Genomic DNA, 13,412 nt, shown 5'->3' with positions numbered 1-13,412 from the left:
ACTACAGCGCCATCCTGCGCGCCCATTCATTGCCATCCCACAAGCTGCTGGGGTGTTCCTCTTGCGCCACGGGCGCATGCGATTCGTCGAGGTCGCTGAAATCCGCATGCAAGCCATCGCGGATGGACACAAAACCGGGCGAGCCGCGCTGGCGCGGATGGGCCAGCGGCACGTCCTGCACCCGGCGCACCTTGCCGGGACGCGCGTCGAGCACGACGATGCGGTCGGCCAGGTAAACGGCTTCATCGATGTCATGCGTGACCATGACCATGGTGATGCCCTCGTCCTGCCACAGCCGGCGCAGTTCCTGCTGCAAGCGCAAACGGGTCAGCGCGTCGAGCGCACCGAGCGGCTCGTCCAGCAGCAGCACGTCGGGCCGCCCCACGAGGGCGCGGGCAATGGCGGCCCGTTGCGACATGCCGCCCGACAATTGATGCGGATAGGCATCCGCATAGCCATCGAGGCCCACGCGCGTGATTTCCGCCGCCACACGCGCTGCGCGCTCGGCCAGCGGCACCTTGGTATTGCTGAAGGCCACGGCCACGTTCTGCTGCACCGTCAGCCAGGGGAACAGGCGGTGATCCTGGAACACGAGGCCCCGGTGCAGATCCGTGCCACGTATCGGTACGCTATCGTGCAGCAGCAAACCCGTGTAATCCGTGTCGAGCCCCGCCAGCAGGCGCAACAAGGTGGACTTGCCGCAGCCGGACGCGCCCACGATAGCGACGAATTCACCCGGCGCGATGGTCAGCGAAATATCGTCGAGCACCAGCAGCGGCGCGCCTTTCAGCGAAAACGACTTGCTCACGTGCTGCACTTGCAAGCCGCCGCTCAGGTGCTGCTGTTGCGGCGACAAGACCGAAGGGGAAACGAAATCATTCATGGCGCACTCTCTGCGGTGGGGGTTAGGGAAGGAATGGCGGCGGGCGGCGCCCGGCGCAGCCAGCGGCTGCCGTGGAATACCAGCCAGGCGGCCAGCCATGGAGCCAGCCAGATCAGGAACACATTGCGCAAGCCCGTCAGGTCGGCCAGGCGGCCCGCCGCCAGCGCGCCGGCCGTGCCGCCCACCATGCCGAACAGGGTCAAATGGGCCGAGACCCTGGCCTTGTCGACGGGCGCGCGGGCGATATTGTCTGTATTGACGAGGTTATTCACGCCCAGTCCCAGGCCCAGCAACACGGAGGCCGCCAGGTAGGCGATGCTGTTCGGCCACAGACCGAGGATCAGCAAGGCGGCCATGATGGCCAGTTGGGCGCCGCCATACAGTTGTTCGCGGTGGCGGCTGGCCAGCACGAAGCGCCCCAGGAACAACAGCACGAGCACGCAGCTGAGTCCCTGCACGGCCATCAGCCAGACGGAGTGATACGCAGGCCAGTGCAGCACACGGATGGCCAGCAAGATGGAAAACACGCCCACGCTGGAGGCCGTGAAGCTGGCAAGGATTTCAAACAGGTAAGTCACGCGCACGACGGGCAGGCGCAGCAGTTCGCGCAGGCTGGCCGCACCGGGCAACAAGGCCTGGCCTTCCTGCTTGCGCGGCGCCGTGTTATCGGGCAACACTTGCCAGCCCAGCACGGCCAGGATGGCGAACATCAGGGCGGAAATCAAAAAGCCTGCCTTCAGGCCCAGTTGGGCGATCAGATAGTTGCCGCACAAGGGCCCGAGGAACTGCATGCCCAGGATCAAGGTCCCCTTGTACCAGCCCGCTTTGCCCTGCCCCAGTTCCGGCAGGCGCACGAGAAACACGGTGCTCATGGCAACAATGCGCAGCGAGATGCACAGGCCAACCAAGAACATCAGCAAGGCCACCCATTGCCAGCCGGGCAGCCACGGCAGCACGCAAAAAGCCAGCGCCAGGCTCAGGCTGACACCCGCATACAAATGCTTGGGATTGCCACGCGACAAGATATAGCCGGCCGGAATGGTACCGAGCGCCATGGCCAGGGTTTCCGCGCTGCTGATCGCGGCCAGCTGGAAATTGCTCACGTGCAGGTGCAAGCCCAGCAAGGTGGCCAGCACCTTGTTCATGCCGATGGTCACGCCCGACAGCAAGGTCAGGCCGATAAAGCGCAGCAAGAAGGCGCGCAGCTCCCCTTCGCGGGCGCTGGCGGCCGCGTCTGGCTGGAATGACAGGAATTCACTCACTGCCGCGCCCCTTCACCAGCAGGCGCGCGAGGCGCGCAAACGCCACGTTCATCGCTTGCGCCAGCAAGGCGATCACGAGCACGGCCAGCAAGACGACGTCCATGCGGCCCGACACTTCGCCGTTGAGCAGCAAGGAACCCATGCCGGGGCCAGCCGAAAACAGCAGTTCGCCGCCCAGGCAAGCGAGCCAGGCGAACGCCAGCGCATGCGTGACACCCGTCACGATGGCCGGCATGGCGCCCGGCAGCAAAATCTGGCGCAGGGTCTGCGTGCGCGTCAGGGTCAGCACCTGCCCCACTTCGCGCAAGCGCCCCTCCACCTGCCGCATGCCCGCATACGTGTTGAGCACGGTCGGGTAAAAGGCGGCGATGGCGATCACCAGCAGCTTGGCGCCATCGCCATTGCCTACCCACAAGCCCAGCAGGGGAATCAGGCCCAGCAGCGGGACTTGGCGGATGCTGTGGAACAGCGGGCCAATCAGCCGGTCCGCCAGCGGCGACTGCGCCATCAGCGCGCCCGTGACGATGCCGGCGCTGCCGCCCAACAGCAAGCCGGCCAACGTCCTGCCCAGGCTGGCGCGCAAATGCACCCACAGTTCACCCGTCGAGACCAGATCGCGCAAGCTGTGCGCCAGGTCACCCAAGGAGACAAAAATGTAGGCGGCCGCCGCGCCCTGGCCGGACGCCCATTGCCAGGCGCCCAGCAAGGCCAGCGGCAGCAGCGCGCCCTTGAAAATCAATATCAAACGCTGCTTCATTTGGACTCTCCACCGCGCTTCCAGCGCATCAGCCACGCTTCCAGCGCGTGGCAAAGCCGGTCCAGGCCAAAACCGATCACGCCCGTCAGCACCACGCCCACCATCACCACGTCGAGACGGAACATTTGCCGGCCCATTTCCATCATCTGGCCCAGGCCGCTGTCGGCGGCCAGCAATTCCGCGCCCACCAGCACCATCCACGAACGCGACAGGGCGATGCGCATGCCCGTCAGCGCGGCCGGCACGATGGCGGGCAAGACGATCAGGCGGATGCGCTGCCAGCGCGAAAAGCAATACACTTGCGCCACCTCAAAATAGCGCTGCGACAGGTTGCGGATGGCGTCATGCACGGCCAGCGCGACGATAAAAAAGCTGGCCTTGGCCACAATAAACACCTTGAAACTCTCGCCTATGCCGAACAGCAAGATAAACAGGGGAATCAGGGCCACCGTGGGCAGCTGGCGCAAGACATTGAAGGTCGGGTCGACATAGCTGCGCAAGCCAGGCGACAGGCCCAGCACGACACCGAACGCCAGGCCCCCGCTGGCGCCCAGGCCGAAGCCGGCCAGCAGGCGGAACAGGCTGATGCCCAGGTGCTGGCCCAGTTCGCCGCTGTCGGCCAGGTCGCGGGCCGTCAGCAGCACCTGCCATGGCGACATCAAGATGTGCGCGGGCATCCATTCGAAGGTGGTGGCGGCCGTCCACAGCAACAGCAAGGCCAGCGGCGACGCCCACACGGACCAGGGCGAACGCACGAAGCGCCGCAGCCAGGGAACAGAAGCCGCACGCGCTGGCGCAGGGGCGCGCGGCAAGGCGATAGTGAAGGAAGTCATGGCGACCAGTAAGTTTGCAATTTCAGCTGCGCCAGCGCCTGGTTGACGAACTGGGGCGCGAACAGGCTGTCGACCTGCAAGGGCCGCCCGATCAGGCCCGCGCTCTTCGCATACGCCGCCTCGCCCACGTAATGCTGGCGCAGGCTGGCCGTAAACAAGGGCGACCAGCGCGCCTGCCACGGCGTATGGTCGCCCGCCAGTTCGCGCCGCACGACGCTTTCCACCTGGCCTGCGGCCGCCTCGGTGCGCACATACTCATCTTCGCCGCCCGCGCCGGCGGCCCGGTGGTGCTCGCGCACATAGGCCGTCACCACGAGCTGGGCCAGCTGCGGATAGCTTTTCAGAAAGCCGCTGTCGGCCCACAGCTCGGCGCGCATCTTCCAGTCCTGCGGCGGCGCCTTGCTGGACCAGATGATCTTGCCGACCTTTTTATCCTCGAGCAAAAAGGCGTCGCTGAGGGTGAAGAAGGCATCGGCGCCACCGGTCGCCACGGCCGCCGCGCCCGCCTGCGGATTGAGGTTGAGGATTTTTACGTCGCGCAAGCTCATGCCATTGGCTTCCAGCAAGCGCGCGAACGGGTATTCCCACGGCCGGCCACGGTGCAGGGCGATCTTCTTGCCCTTCAATTCCTTGATCGACTTGGCCGTCGAGCCGTTCGGCACCACCAGATAAGTGTTGTTGGCGCTGCCGCCGGGCAAGATCAGCCGCGTCTGCAAGCCCGAGGCATTGGCGATAATCGACGGCAGATCGCCATACTGGGCCAGGTCGATCGAGTGGTTGGCAAAGGCCTCGTTGACCTGCGTTGCCACGGAATTGGTGGTGACGGGCACCCATTCCAGCTTCACGCCCAGCTTGCCCAGCTCGGCCGCCAGCCAGCCTTGGGACGCCACCTGGGCGGCCGAGCCGGCAAACACGGTCTTGCCGGACGGCGCCGTGCGCGCCACGACGGCGATGCGCACGGCGGCCGGCAGCGGCTCGGCGGCCGCCGCGATCGTCGGCGCCAGCAGGCTGGCCGCCAGGGCGGCGGAGACGAGAGTGCGCCAGCGCAAACGTAAGAATTTCAATGACATCGGGGGCCTGTTCTTGAAAGGGTTACACCAGGTCGGTGGCAGGAAGCAGAGAGAGCGCGCGCGCCGTGTCGATCAGCTTGCTCATCTTCCATTGCTGCAGCAGCACGCCGGGACCGAAGTCGCGCGAACCGCCGATGGCTTCGGCCGCGATCTGGATCTGCGCACCCTCTTCCAGCAGCAGGATGAATTCGGCCAGCTTCAGCAAGCCCTGCTTGCCCCACACGGTGGCGCCGCCATTCGCTTCCAGGATGGCCGTCGCATGCGTATTGCGCGCGATTTCGCCGAGAATGAAATCGACTTCCGGCTGGCGGCGGTCGATATAGATGGGAATTTCGCGGATCAGCTGAAAGCGCTGCACGGGCACGTAGCGGATCGGCAGGGTGCGGTGCGTCTGCGCCCACGCGCCCAGCGACGGCGAATGCACGTGCGAGATCGACGTGACTTCCGGCCGTTCGCGGAACAGTTTTAAGTAACGCGCGCCGCCGTTGTTCGCGTCACCCACGATCACCGTGCCATCGAGCGCCAGCACGGCCGCCTTCAATGGCTGGCCGCGGCGGAAAGGACCCGGATCGTTGACCACCACGACCTTGTCGCCGCCAGGCGTGCGCTCGACAAAGCCCACCGTGCCGTTGGCCGTCAGGCTGCCCGTCTCGCGCAAGCCGTCGAAGGCGATCTGCGCGTCGCGCCGCACCTGCTCGACGAAGGCCAGTTCGGCCGCCGTCAGATCCTGCGCCTGTACTTGTTGTACTTCCGCTTGTGCCACGTCCGTCATGTCATGCTCCAGTCTTTGAGGTTGAGGTACGATTCAGTCATGCCTCTACTTTCGCAAGACGCGTGCCAGCGCCGGGGCCGCGAAAATGGTGAAGCGCTGCTGCCTGCGCAACAGCGGCTGCTGGCGGGGCAGCAGCGTTGCCGGCACGCGCTGTCGGCAAGCCAGCAAGCGGCGCGGGCACGTTTCCTGCACGGCTCAAGGCACCACCACCACCACCACCACCAAGGAATTCCATGACTGCCTCCCTCCCCCCCGCTGTCGATACCGTCTGGTTCACCCGCTGCCCCGTGCCCACGGCCACGGGCCTGGCCTACAAACTGGGCTGGCTGGACGAGGAATTCGCCCGCGACGGCATCGCCTTGAAAACCCTGCAGGAAGTGGGCGGCGAACTGGCGCGCCACCATTACGACCACGGCTTGTCCACGCTCGTGCGCGAAGGCGGCAACCTGCTGGCCCTGCCCGCGCGCGCGCAAGGGGCGCCCACGCGCCTGATCGGCCTGACGTGGATCGATGAATGGCAAGCCATCCTCGTGCGCCCCGGTTCCGGCATCACGACACCGGCACAGCTGCAGGGCAAGCGTCTGGCGCTGCCAGCGTTTCGCGCCGAAGACTTGCGCGAAAACCGGCGCGGGCGCAGCATCGCACGCGGCATGAGCCTGGCCGGTTACAAGGGCGTGCTGGCGTCGGCCGGCCTCACGCTCGATGATGTACAGCTGGTGGAAGTGGGAGCCGACGCCCAGGCATCGGCCAATCTCGGCGCGGGCCTGTGGCAAGGCATCGCGCCGCTGCTGCGCGGCGAAGTCGATGCCGTCTACGTGAAAGGCGCGGCGGCGGCCGAAGCGGCCCGCGCGGCGGGACTGGAAGTGGGCATCGACATCGACGCCCTGCCCGACCGGCGCTTTCGCGTGAACAACGGCACGCCGCGGCCGATCACCGTGCATGAAACCATGCTGGAGCAACATTTCGAACTGGTCGTGCGCTTCCTGACGCAGACACTGCGCGCCGCGCACTGGGCCCGCAGCCACCAGGCCGACGTGTTGGCCATCCTGCAGGGCGAGACGCGGGCCGGCGCCGACGCCGTGGCCGAAGCCTACCGCGACGGTTTTCACCTGACCCTGGCGCCCGACCTGTCCGACGACAAGGTGGCGCTGTTCCGTCAGCAAAAGGATTTTCAGCTGCAGCACGGTTTTCTTGACCGCGACGTGGATATCGAGCGCTGGATCGACCGGCGGCCGTTGGAGGAGGCGCAGCGGCGGCTGGAGGCGCTGCTGAGGGTGGCGGCTTGATGCGGTAGTGGTGTTGTCGGCTTACGCTGCGCTAAGCCGACCTACGGGAAAACGCAAAGGCCGGCGAGTTTGCCGGCCTTCACATCAATCAATCGCCATCAGAACTGGATCGTGTACGACGCCCCCACCGTGCGGCCCTGGCCGATGATGACGGTGTCGCCGTTGACGGCGCCAGGCACGAAGCTGGTCAAGGTGTGGTTGCGGTAGACCTTGTCGGCCAGGTTGTTCGCATACGCCGTGATCCGGTGCTTGCCGCCCGGGAGCACATACGACAGGCGCGCATTGGCCAGCGCGAAGCCGCCCTGGTTCAGCAGGTCGCGCGCGGCGTTTTGCGGGTCGACATAGTAGTACTGCTTCGATGTGTAGCGCACGTCGCCGCTGAAGACCAGCTGCGCGCCATTGCCCAGCGGGTAACGGTAATCGGCCGCCAGCAAGGCCGTCACGTGGGGCGAGCGCACGAATTCATTGCCGGAGCGGTCGCCGCCATTGTTCTGGATGGCGAAATCGTCGAATTCCGTGCGCAGCAGGCCGATATTGGCGTTGATGTGCAGGTTGTCGGTCGGCTGCGCCTCGATCTCGAATTCCGCGCCATTCACGTGAGCCTTGCGCACGTTTTGCAGGTAATTGACGCTTTGCGTGGGGTCGCCGTTGTACACGCCCGTGATATTGACCTGCACGTTCTTGTAGTCATAGTGAAAAAGGTTGGCGTTGAAATTCAAACGCCCGTCCAGCCACTCCGACTTGATGCCCGCCTCGAACGAGTTCAGGGTTTCGGGCTTGACCGTGTTCAGCGCCCGCACGTCCGTGGCGCTCGTGTTGTAGCCGCCCGACTTGATGCCATGCGCATATTTCAAATAGCCGCGCAAGGTGCGGCCGAAGCGGTATTCGGGTGTCACGTCATACGTGAGCGCATTCCACGTGGTCGATGGATTCGACGTGAAGTTATTGTTGGCCACCGACGCGGCCGCGTAATTGCCACCCCGGACCGTGTTCCACCAGCTGGCCGCGTCGCCAAACGTCACCGTATTCGATGCGGCCTGCACGCGCTGCAAGTCCAGGTCCTTGGTTTCCGTCGTCCAGCGCAGGCCGAAGGTGGACAGGAACTGTTCGCTGAAGTTGACGGTCGCGCTGCCGAAGATGGCCGCGCTGCGCGCCTTGTGCCGGTAGATGGTGCGGTTGTAGCCGACGGGCTGCGTGCTGCCCGCCAGCGCCGGCACCGTGCCGTTGGGCAGGCGCGCGCCGGCCGAATCGGAATCGATCTTTTCATTGAAGTAGAACAGGCCCGCCACCCAGCTCACGGCGCCGTTTTGCGGCGACGTCAGGCGCAGCTCCTGCGACACTTGCCGGCTGCTGGCCTTCGAGCGGCTGCGGCCCACTTCCAGCGGCGTGTTGTCGCTGTCGCCCGTCGCCTCGTTGCGGAAGTTTTCATAGCCGGTGATCGACGTCAGGGTCAGCTCGCCCAGCGCGTATTCCAGGTTCAGCTGCGCGCCGCCCTGCTTCACGTCGCTGTCGGCCGGCGCGTTCGTGCTCACGTCATCGGGATTGATGCTGGGGATGTAGCCATTGCGGTAAACGCCATTGGCGCCATAGCTGGCCACCGTCGTCGTGGCGCCCTTGGTCGTGTAGTCGCGGTAGTGCAGGTTCAGATTGGCCGTCAGGTCGCGTCCGATCAGGGCCTTGAGCTGGCCGCGGATGGCGCTGTCCTTGAGTTTTCCATCGCGCTCCCCCGTAAACTGGTTGTGGAAGCGGCCCTTGTCCTGCTGCTCCGTGTGGAAGGACAAGCGCCCCGCCAGCACCTCGTCGACGAGCGCGCCGCCGATGGCCCCTTCGGCCAGCTTGGTGTCGTAGCTGCTGTAGTCAAGCTTGGCGTAGCCGCTGGATTTGAACGAGGGCTTGCGCGAAATGACGTTGATGGCGCCGCCCGTCGTGTTCTTGCCCCACAACGTGCCTTGCGGGCCGCGCAGCACTTCCACCCGGTCGAGGTCGAACAGGGGAAAGCCCGTGGCGCTGGAATTGCTGATGTAGACGTCGTCGAGATAAAAGCCGACGGGATTCGGGAAATCGATCTGCTGCTGGCCCGCGCCGACGCCGCGTATCCACCAGCGGGGGCGGCCATGCTGCTGCGTGCCGGCCGAGGCGTTCGGCACGTAATTGAGGATTTCGCTGGCCGAGCGGCCGATGCCCGTGTCGAGCAGCTCCCTGCCGCCCAATACCGTGATCGCGCTCGGCACCTTCTGCGCCGATTCCTCGCGCTTTTGCGCCGTCACCGTCACCGATTGCAGGGAGGCGCCCTCGCCCCCGCCGTTCGCGTCGACGGCGGCAATGACGTCGGCGCCAGGCGCTTCGGCATGGACCGTGCTCGAAGCGAGCATCAGGCCGCCGATGGCGAAGGCCGAGCGCAGCGCGCGGCGCACCGGCGTCAAATGAAAGGGGAAAGAAAAAACGGCGGCGGGGGCAGTCGAACGGCGCATGGGTGATTATCCTTGAGTAAAGTCAAAACGCGAGATGGTGATGACCTGTATTGCAAGGCGCATGCCCGCTGCCGCAGCGCAGCAAAATCATTCTTAAGTGATTGATTTAAAAGGAAGACTATCATCATGATAGTGCTGTTGATTTGGCAGCAGCGGCGCTGCCGCGTGCTGCCTGCGCGACAGCAGGCGGTGACGCTGCTGTCGCGGCAACAGGGAAAAGATCAGGCGGCGCGCAAGAGTGCGGACGTGTGTCCGCGCACGAGCGGCAGCACTTCCTCGCCCACCCGGTACGCTTCTTCCAGATGCGGGGTGCTGGCCAGGATGAAGGCATCGGCGCCCAGTTGCACCAGTTCGTCGAGGCGTTCGGCCACTTGCTGGTAGCTGCCGACGATGCCCTGCGTCTGCCCGCCGCGCAGCAAGTTGAAGCCGGACCAGATGTTCGGCGCCGTGATCAAATCCTTGTAGCTGTTCAGGGTGGTCGGACGGTTGCCCCGCTGGCGCGCCGCGCCCACGGAATCGCCGCCATCGGCGCCGAGGAACTGGCGCAAGGTGGCGGGGTCCACGGCGTCAAAGCCCTTGCGCACTTCATCCCACGCTTCTTCTTCCGTGGCGCGGGCGACGATATCGACGCGCACGGCGCATTTGATCTTGCGTCCCAGTAGCGCCGTCTTTTCATGCACGCGGGCGAATTTCTCGCGCAGCTGCTCGAACGGTTCCAGCCACGTCAGGTAGTAATCGGCATGCTTCGAAGCGGAACCGAGGGCCGCGTCGGACGAGCCGGAAAAATAAATCTCGGGGAAGTCCTGCTCCGACAGCGGCGTGGCCAGGCCCGCGTCTTCCACCTGGTAGAACTTGCCCTGGTAGGAAAACGGCCCGCCGCGCCACACGCCGCGCACCACGTCAAGGAATTCCGTCGTGCGCGTGTAGCGGTCGTCGTGGCCGGCCGAATCGCCCCACCACAGCTGCGCCGGACCGCCGCCGCCCGTGATCACGTTGTACAGGGCGCGGCCGCCCGTGGCCCGCTGCAGGCTGGCCGTCATGCGCGCGGCTACCACGGGATTCAAAAAGCCGGGCTGGAACGGGATCATGAAGCGGAAGGTGCTCGTCTCGCGCGCCAGCAGCGCGGAAATGGCCCACGGTTCGTCCGTCATGGGGAAAGACGGGATCAGGCCGCCCTGGAATCCCGACAGCTCGGCGGCGCGGGCGATCTCGGCCAGATAGTCGATATACGTAAAACCGTCGGCGCCGCCGCCACCGAGGCCGGCCTGGCGCAGGTTGTCATTGCCGGGAAACCAGTCGCCGCGAAACGGCGTACGGGCGCGGTGCGAACTCGGTTCGCCATGCGTGGGAATGCGCCAGAAAAAATCGATTGCCATCAAGGTACTCCTTCAAATTAGGGGATTCAGGCCGCTTGCCGTTGCGTGTACAAAGCTGCCCGCATGCGTGGCAGCACGTGCTCGCCGATGCGGTAGGCTTCCTCGAAATGGGGAATGGCCGCCAGCACGAAGCTGGAGACTCCCGCCTGCGCGTAGGCCTCGAGCGCGGCGCTGACCTGCTCATAGCTGCCGACCAGCGCGCCACGGGCGCCCGTCTGCGCTTGCGCAAAGCCTGGCCAGAAGGCGGCAGTGCCGTCATCGAATAGTCCATCGTCGGGCAGTCCCGCCCCGCCGCGGTAGCGGCGCGCGTCGCGCAAGGCTTCCTCGAACGTTTCACGGGCCAGCACGTCGATGCGCACGCCCGCCGCCACCGTGCGGCCCAGCTGACGCGCCTGCGCTTGCAAGCCGGCGATGGCCGGCTGCAAATCCGCGAGCGGCGCCGCATCGAACACGTGTACGTCGGCCTGGCGCGCCGACAGGGCCAGCGCCTCCGACGACTCACCGGTCAAATAGATGGTGTTAACGGGGTGGTTCGCCAGCGGCCCCTTGAAGCCGCCGTCCTGCACCTCGAAGAACTTGCCCTTGAAGCTGAACGGCGAAGTACTCTGCACGCCGCGCGCCACCGTGATGAATTCATTGATGCGGGGCAGAATATCGGCGTCCGGCACGATGTCGCCCTGGCGCCGGCGCGCCGCGGCATCGCCGCCGTGACCGATCTGCCAGGCAAAGCGCCCGCCCGTAAAGCGCTGGAAGCTGACGGCGTTCTTTGCCGCGTACACGGCCGAACCCCAGGCCGCGTCGAATTCGACGATCAGTTTCAGGTGCCGCGTGCTGCGCGCCAGGTAGCCTGCGACGATCCAGCTTTCATCGCCCTGCGTATCGTGGCGTATCTGGATGCCGTCGAAGCCGGAAAGGTCGGCCGCGCGGGCGATCTGGTGCAGGTAGTCGAAATAATTGAAGGGCGGACGCACGCCGCGCGGGTCGCTCACGCCCGCCTGCAAGGGACTGGGCGCGCCAGCGGCCCGCTCGCCCCGGCGCGTGATGCCGGGCGCCGCGTAGCGGCCGTCGCCGCTGATGGGCAATTGCCAGATGAATTCGATGGTCATGCATGGACTCCTGTCGTGGGTCGAAGAAAAGGTCGCGGCGCATCATGCGTAGCGATCTGCCCTTCCCTCCTCGCAGAAAACATGCCATGCGCTGGCTACCCATCGGCGCCCGAAGCTGCTGCTTAGGCAGCAATCGGCTGCAGCCACGGCAGCAATGTGTTGCGCGTGCAGCAGCCATGAAAAAAGCCGGAGCCGCATCGCTGCGGGTCCGGCTCCGGGAAGTCCGTCGAGCGCCTAGTCGATGGCGCCCGCCTTTTTCAAAAAGGTGCGCAAGATGTTGCGGCTCAGGTTCAAGTGCCTGGCCGTGCGTACCTGGTTGCGCTCGTTGCGCTCCCACGCGGCGCGCACCAGTTCCTGCTGCATGGCTTCGAACTCCACGGCCTCGCCCGAGTCGAGCAAGGCTTGCCAGGCGCGGGCAAAGCGTTCGGCCGCCAACAAGTCGTCCTGCCCGGCCGCGCCAATGGCCGCATAGGCGATGTCGGCGCCGCCAGCCCACGCATCTGGAACAGGCGCAGAGACAGGTGCGGCGGCAGGCGCGCGGTGCCAGCCCGACAAACTCAGGTCCTCGTCCCGCACGACGCCGCTGCGGCACACGAGCAGCGCGCGGTGGATGACGTTTTCCAGTTCGCGGATATTGCCCGGCCATGGATAAGCGAGCAAGGCCTCCTGCGCATCGGGGCCCAGTTCCACCTCGCCCAGATGCAATCGCTGCGCATAGATGGCCATGAAGTGGCGCGTCAGCGGCATGATGTCGCCCGGACGCTCGCGCAAGGGACGCAGCGGCAGGCCGATCACCTGCAGCCGGTAATACAGGTCTTCGCGGAAGCGCCCCGCCCGCACGGCTTCGGCCAGGTCCACGTTGGTGGCCGCGATCAGGCGCACGTCGATGGGGATGGCACGGCGCGCGCCCAGGCGCACCACTTCGCGCTCCTGCAGCACGCGCAGCAGCTTGACCTGCATCGCCAGCGGCAAATCGCCGATTTCATCAAGGAAAAGGGTGCCGCCGCTGGCCGTCTCGAACCAGCCAGGCTTGCCCTGCTGCGCGCCCGTAAACGCGCCTTTTTCATAGCCAAACAGCTCGCTCTCGACGAGGGTTTCGGAAAACGCGCCGCAGTTGATCGCCACGAAGGTCTGTTCGGCGCGCCCGCTCAAGCCGTGCACGTGGCGCGCGATCAGTTCTTTTCCCGTCCCCGTTTCGCCCGTGATCAGCACTGTCGCCTCGCTGGGGGCGATACGTTCGATCAGTTCGTGCAGTTGGCGCGAACGGGGGTCGGCAAAGACAAAGGCCGTGGCGCGCACCAGCAAGCTCATTTGCTGCGGATCGCGGAAGGCGACCAGTGCCTCGCTGTCGCCGTCATCGCCGGCGCCACGGGCAAGGTGGGCGCTGCGCGCGAAATCGCTGCTGAAATTGTGGGCTAAGAGTTCCATGAGCCGACTATACCGCGCTCCATCTCCAGGCGTGAACGAATGGTGCCGCGCTAGCTTATCCGGATTTTGCATATGCGGGGCGTGGGCCCGAACCTTGCTGCGGCAAGGAAGCAGGCAATGCGGCCTGCCCAGCAACCCGCACACGCTGGCGCGGGCCGCTTGGCCGCC

The 13,412-nt window shown here is 65.7% G+C and carries 11 protein-coding genes; 1 reads left to right on the top strand and 10 read right to left on the bottom strand.

What is annotated here, in order from left to right; genetic code table 11:
* Window position 1 precedes the first annotated feature (1 nt).
* From ACQ4WO_RS11410 to ACQ4WO_RS11385, 6 genes are read right to left on the bottom strand one after another with little or no spacing between them, the layout of a single operon-like run.
* Entirely contained in the window at window positions 2–883 is an 882-nt protein-coding gene (locus tag ACQ4WO_RS11410; protein WP_436481520.1) for an ABC transporter ATP-binding protein, read from the bottom strand.
* Window positions 880–2,145 carry an MFS transporter gene (locus ACQ4WO_RS11405; RefSeq protein WP_436481519.1) on the bottom strand — a complete coding sequence of 422 codons (1,266 nt, stop codon included), beginning with the start codon at window positions 2,143–2,145 and terminating at the stop codon, window positions 880–882. Before ACQ4WO_RS11405 ends, ACQ4WO_RS11410 begins: the two co-directional genes overlap by 4 nt.
* Window positions 2,138–2,902, bottom strand: a complete 765-nt coding sequence (locus ACQ4WO_RS11400; RefSeq protein WP_436481518.1) for an ABC transporter permease — start codon at window positions 2,900–2,902, stop codon at window positions 2,138–2,140. Before ACQ4WO_RS11400 ends, ACQ4WO_RS11405 begins: the two co-directional genes overlap by 8 nt.
* Entirely contained in the window at window positions 2,899–3,735 is an 837-nt protein-coding gene (locus tag ACQ4WO_RS11395) for an ABC transporter permease (RefSeq protein ID WP_436481516.1), read from the bottom strand. Before ACQ4WO_RS11395 ends, ACQ4WO_RS11400 begins: the two co-directional genes overlap by 4 nt.
* Complete coding sequence (locus tag ACQ4WO_RS11390; protein ID WP_436481515.1) at window positions 3,732–4,805, bottom strand: ABC transporter substrate-binding protein; 1,074 nt, start codon at window positions 4,803–4,805, stop codon at window positions 3,732–3,734. The genes ACQ4WO_RS11395 and ACQ4WO_RS11390 overlap by 4 nt, the downstream gene beginning before the upstream one ends.
* Window positions 4,806–4,827: 22 nt before the next feature.
* Window positions 4,828–5,577, bottom strand: coding sequence for a class II aldolase/adducin family protein (locus ACQ4WO_RS11385; RefSeq protein ID WP_436481514.1), 750 nt, complete (start codon window positions 5,575–5,577; stop codon window positions 4,828–4,830).
* Between the two features lie 233 nt (window positions 5,578–5,810).
* Here ACQ4WO_RS11385 and ACQ4WO_RS11380 point away from each other — a divergent pair, with 233 nt between their 5' ends.
* Window positions 5,811–6,863 (top strand): ABC transporter substrate-binding protein, encoded by a 1,053-nt coding sequence (locus ACQ4WO_RS11380; RefSeq protein ID WP_436481513.1) that lies wholly within the window; start codon window positions 5,811–5,813, stop codon window positions 6,861–6,863.
* 98 nt (window positions 6,864–6,961) lie between these two features.
* On the opposite strand, the gene ACQ4WO_RS11375 is transcribed toward ACQ4WO_RS11380, so the two are convergent.
* The 4 genes from ACQ4WO_RS11375 to ACQ4WO_RS11360 form a co-directional block, all read right to left on the bottom strand.
* Complete coding sequence (locus ACQ4WO_RS11375) at window positions 6,962–9,334, bottom strand: TonB-dependent receptor (protein ID WP_436481512.1); 2,373 nt, start codon at window positions 9,332–9,334, stop codon at window positions 6,962–6,964.
* A gap of 221 nt (window positions 9,335–9,555) precedes the next feature.
* On the bottom strand, window positions 9,556–10,710 hold the full coding sequence (locus tag ACQ4WO_RS11370) for an LLM class flavin-dependent oxidoreductase (RefSeq protein WP_034755824.1): 1,155 nt from the start codon (window positions 10,708–10,710) through the stop codon (window positions 9,556–9,558).
* A gap of 26 nt (window positions 10,711–10,736) precedes the next feature.
* The gene (locus ACQ4WO_RS11365) at window positions 10,737–11,816 is read right to left on the bottom strand and encodes an LLM class flavin-dependent oxidoreductase (protein ID WP_436481511.1); all 1,080 of its coding nucleotides are present in this window, start codon (window positions 11,814–11,816) and stop codon (window positions 10,737–10,739) included.
* Between the two features lie 234 nt (window positions 11,817–12,050).
* Window positions 12,051–13,244, bottom strand: a complete 1,194-nt coding sequence (locus tag ACQ4WO_RS11360; RefSeq protein ID WP_436481510.1) for a sigma-54 interaction domain-containing protein — start codon at window positions 13,242–13,244, stop codon at window positions 12,051–12,053.
* Window positions 13,245–13,412: the final 168 nt, after the last annotated feature.

Origin of the sequence: Janthinobacterium aestuarii (assembly GCF_051380835.1) — a bacterium.
Lineage (GTDB): Bacteria > Pseudomonadota > Gammaproteobacteria > Burkholderiales > Burkholderiaceae_D > Janthinobacterium > Janthinobacterium aestuarii.
The sequence above is the reverse complement of the archived record's forward strand: the minus strand, read 5'-3'. Positions and strand labels throughout refer to the sequence as shown.

Coding starts and splice junctions, on each gene's coding strand:
- ACQ4WO_RS11410 (WP_436481520.1), bottom strand. CDS start 883: ATGAATGATTTCGTTTCCCCTTCGGTCTTGTCGCCGCAACAGCAGCAC.
- ACQ4WO_RS11400 (WP_436481518.1), bottom strand. CDS start 2,902: ATGAAGCAGCGTTTGATATTGATTTTCAAGGGCGCGCTGCTGCCGCTG.
- ACQ4WO_RS11395 (WP_436481516.1), bottom strand. CDS start 3,735: ATGACTTCCTTCACTATCGCCTTGCCGCGCGCCCCTGCGCCAGCGCGT.
- ACQ4WO_RS11390 (WP_436481515.1), bottom strand. CDS start 4,805: ATGTCATTGAAATTCTTACGTTTGCGCTGGCGCACTCTCGTCTCCGCC.
- ACQ4WO_RS11385 (WP_436481514.1), bottom strand. CDS start 5,577: ATGACGGACGTGGCACAAGCGGAAGTACAACAAGTACAGGCGCAGGAT.
- ACQ4WO_RS11380 (WP_436481513.1), top strand. CDS start 5,811: ATGACTGCCTCCCTCCCCCCCGCTGTCGATACCGTCTGGTTCACCCGC.
- ACQ4WO_RS11375 (WP_436481512.1), bottom strand. CDS start 9,334: ATGCGCCGTTCGACTGCCCCCGCCGCCGTTTTTTCTTTCCCCTTTCAT.
- ACQ4WO_RS11370 (WP_034755824.1), bottom strand. CDS start 10,710: ATGGCAATCGATTTTTTCTGGCGCATTCCCACGCATGGCGAACCGAGT.
- ACQ4WO_RS11365 (WP_436481511.1), bottom strand. CDS start 11,816: ATGACCATCGAATTCATCTGGCAATTGCCCATCAGCGGCGACGGCCGC.
- ACQ4WO_RS11360 (WP_436481510.1), bottom strand. CDS start 13,244: ATGGAACTCTTAGCCCACAATTTCAGCAGCGATTTCGCGCGCAGCGCC.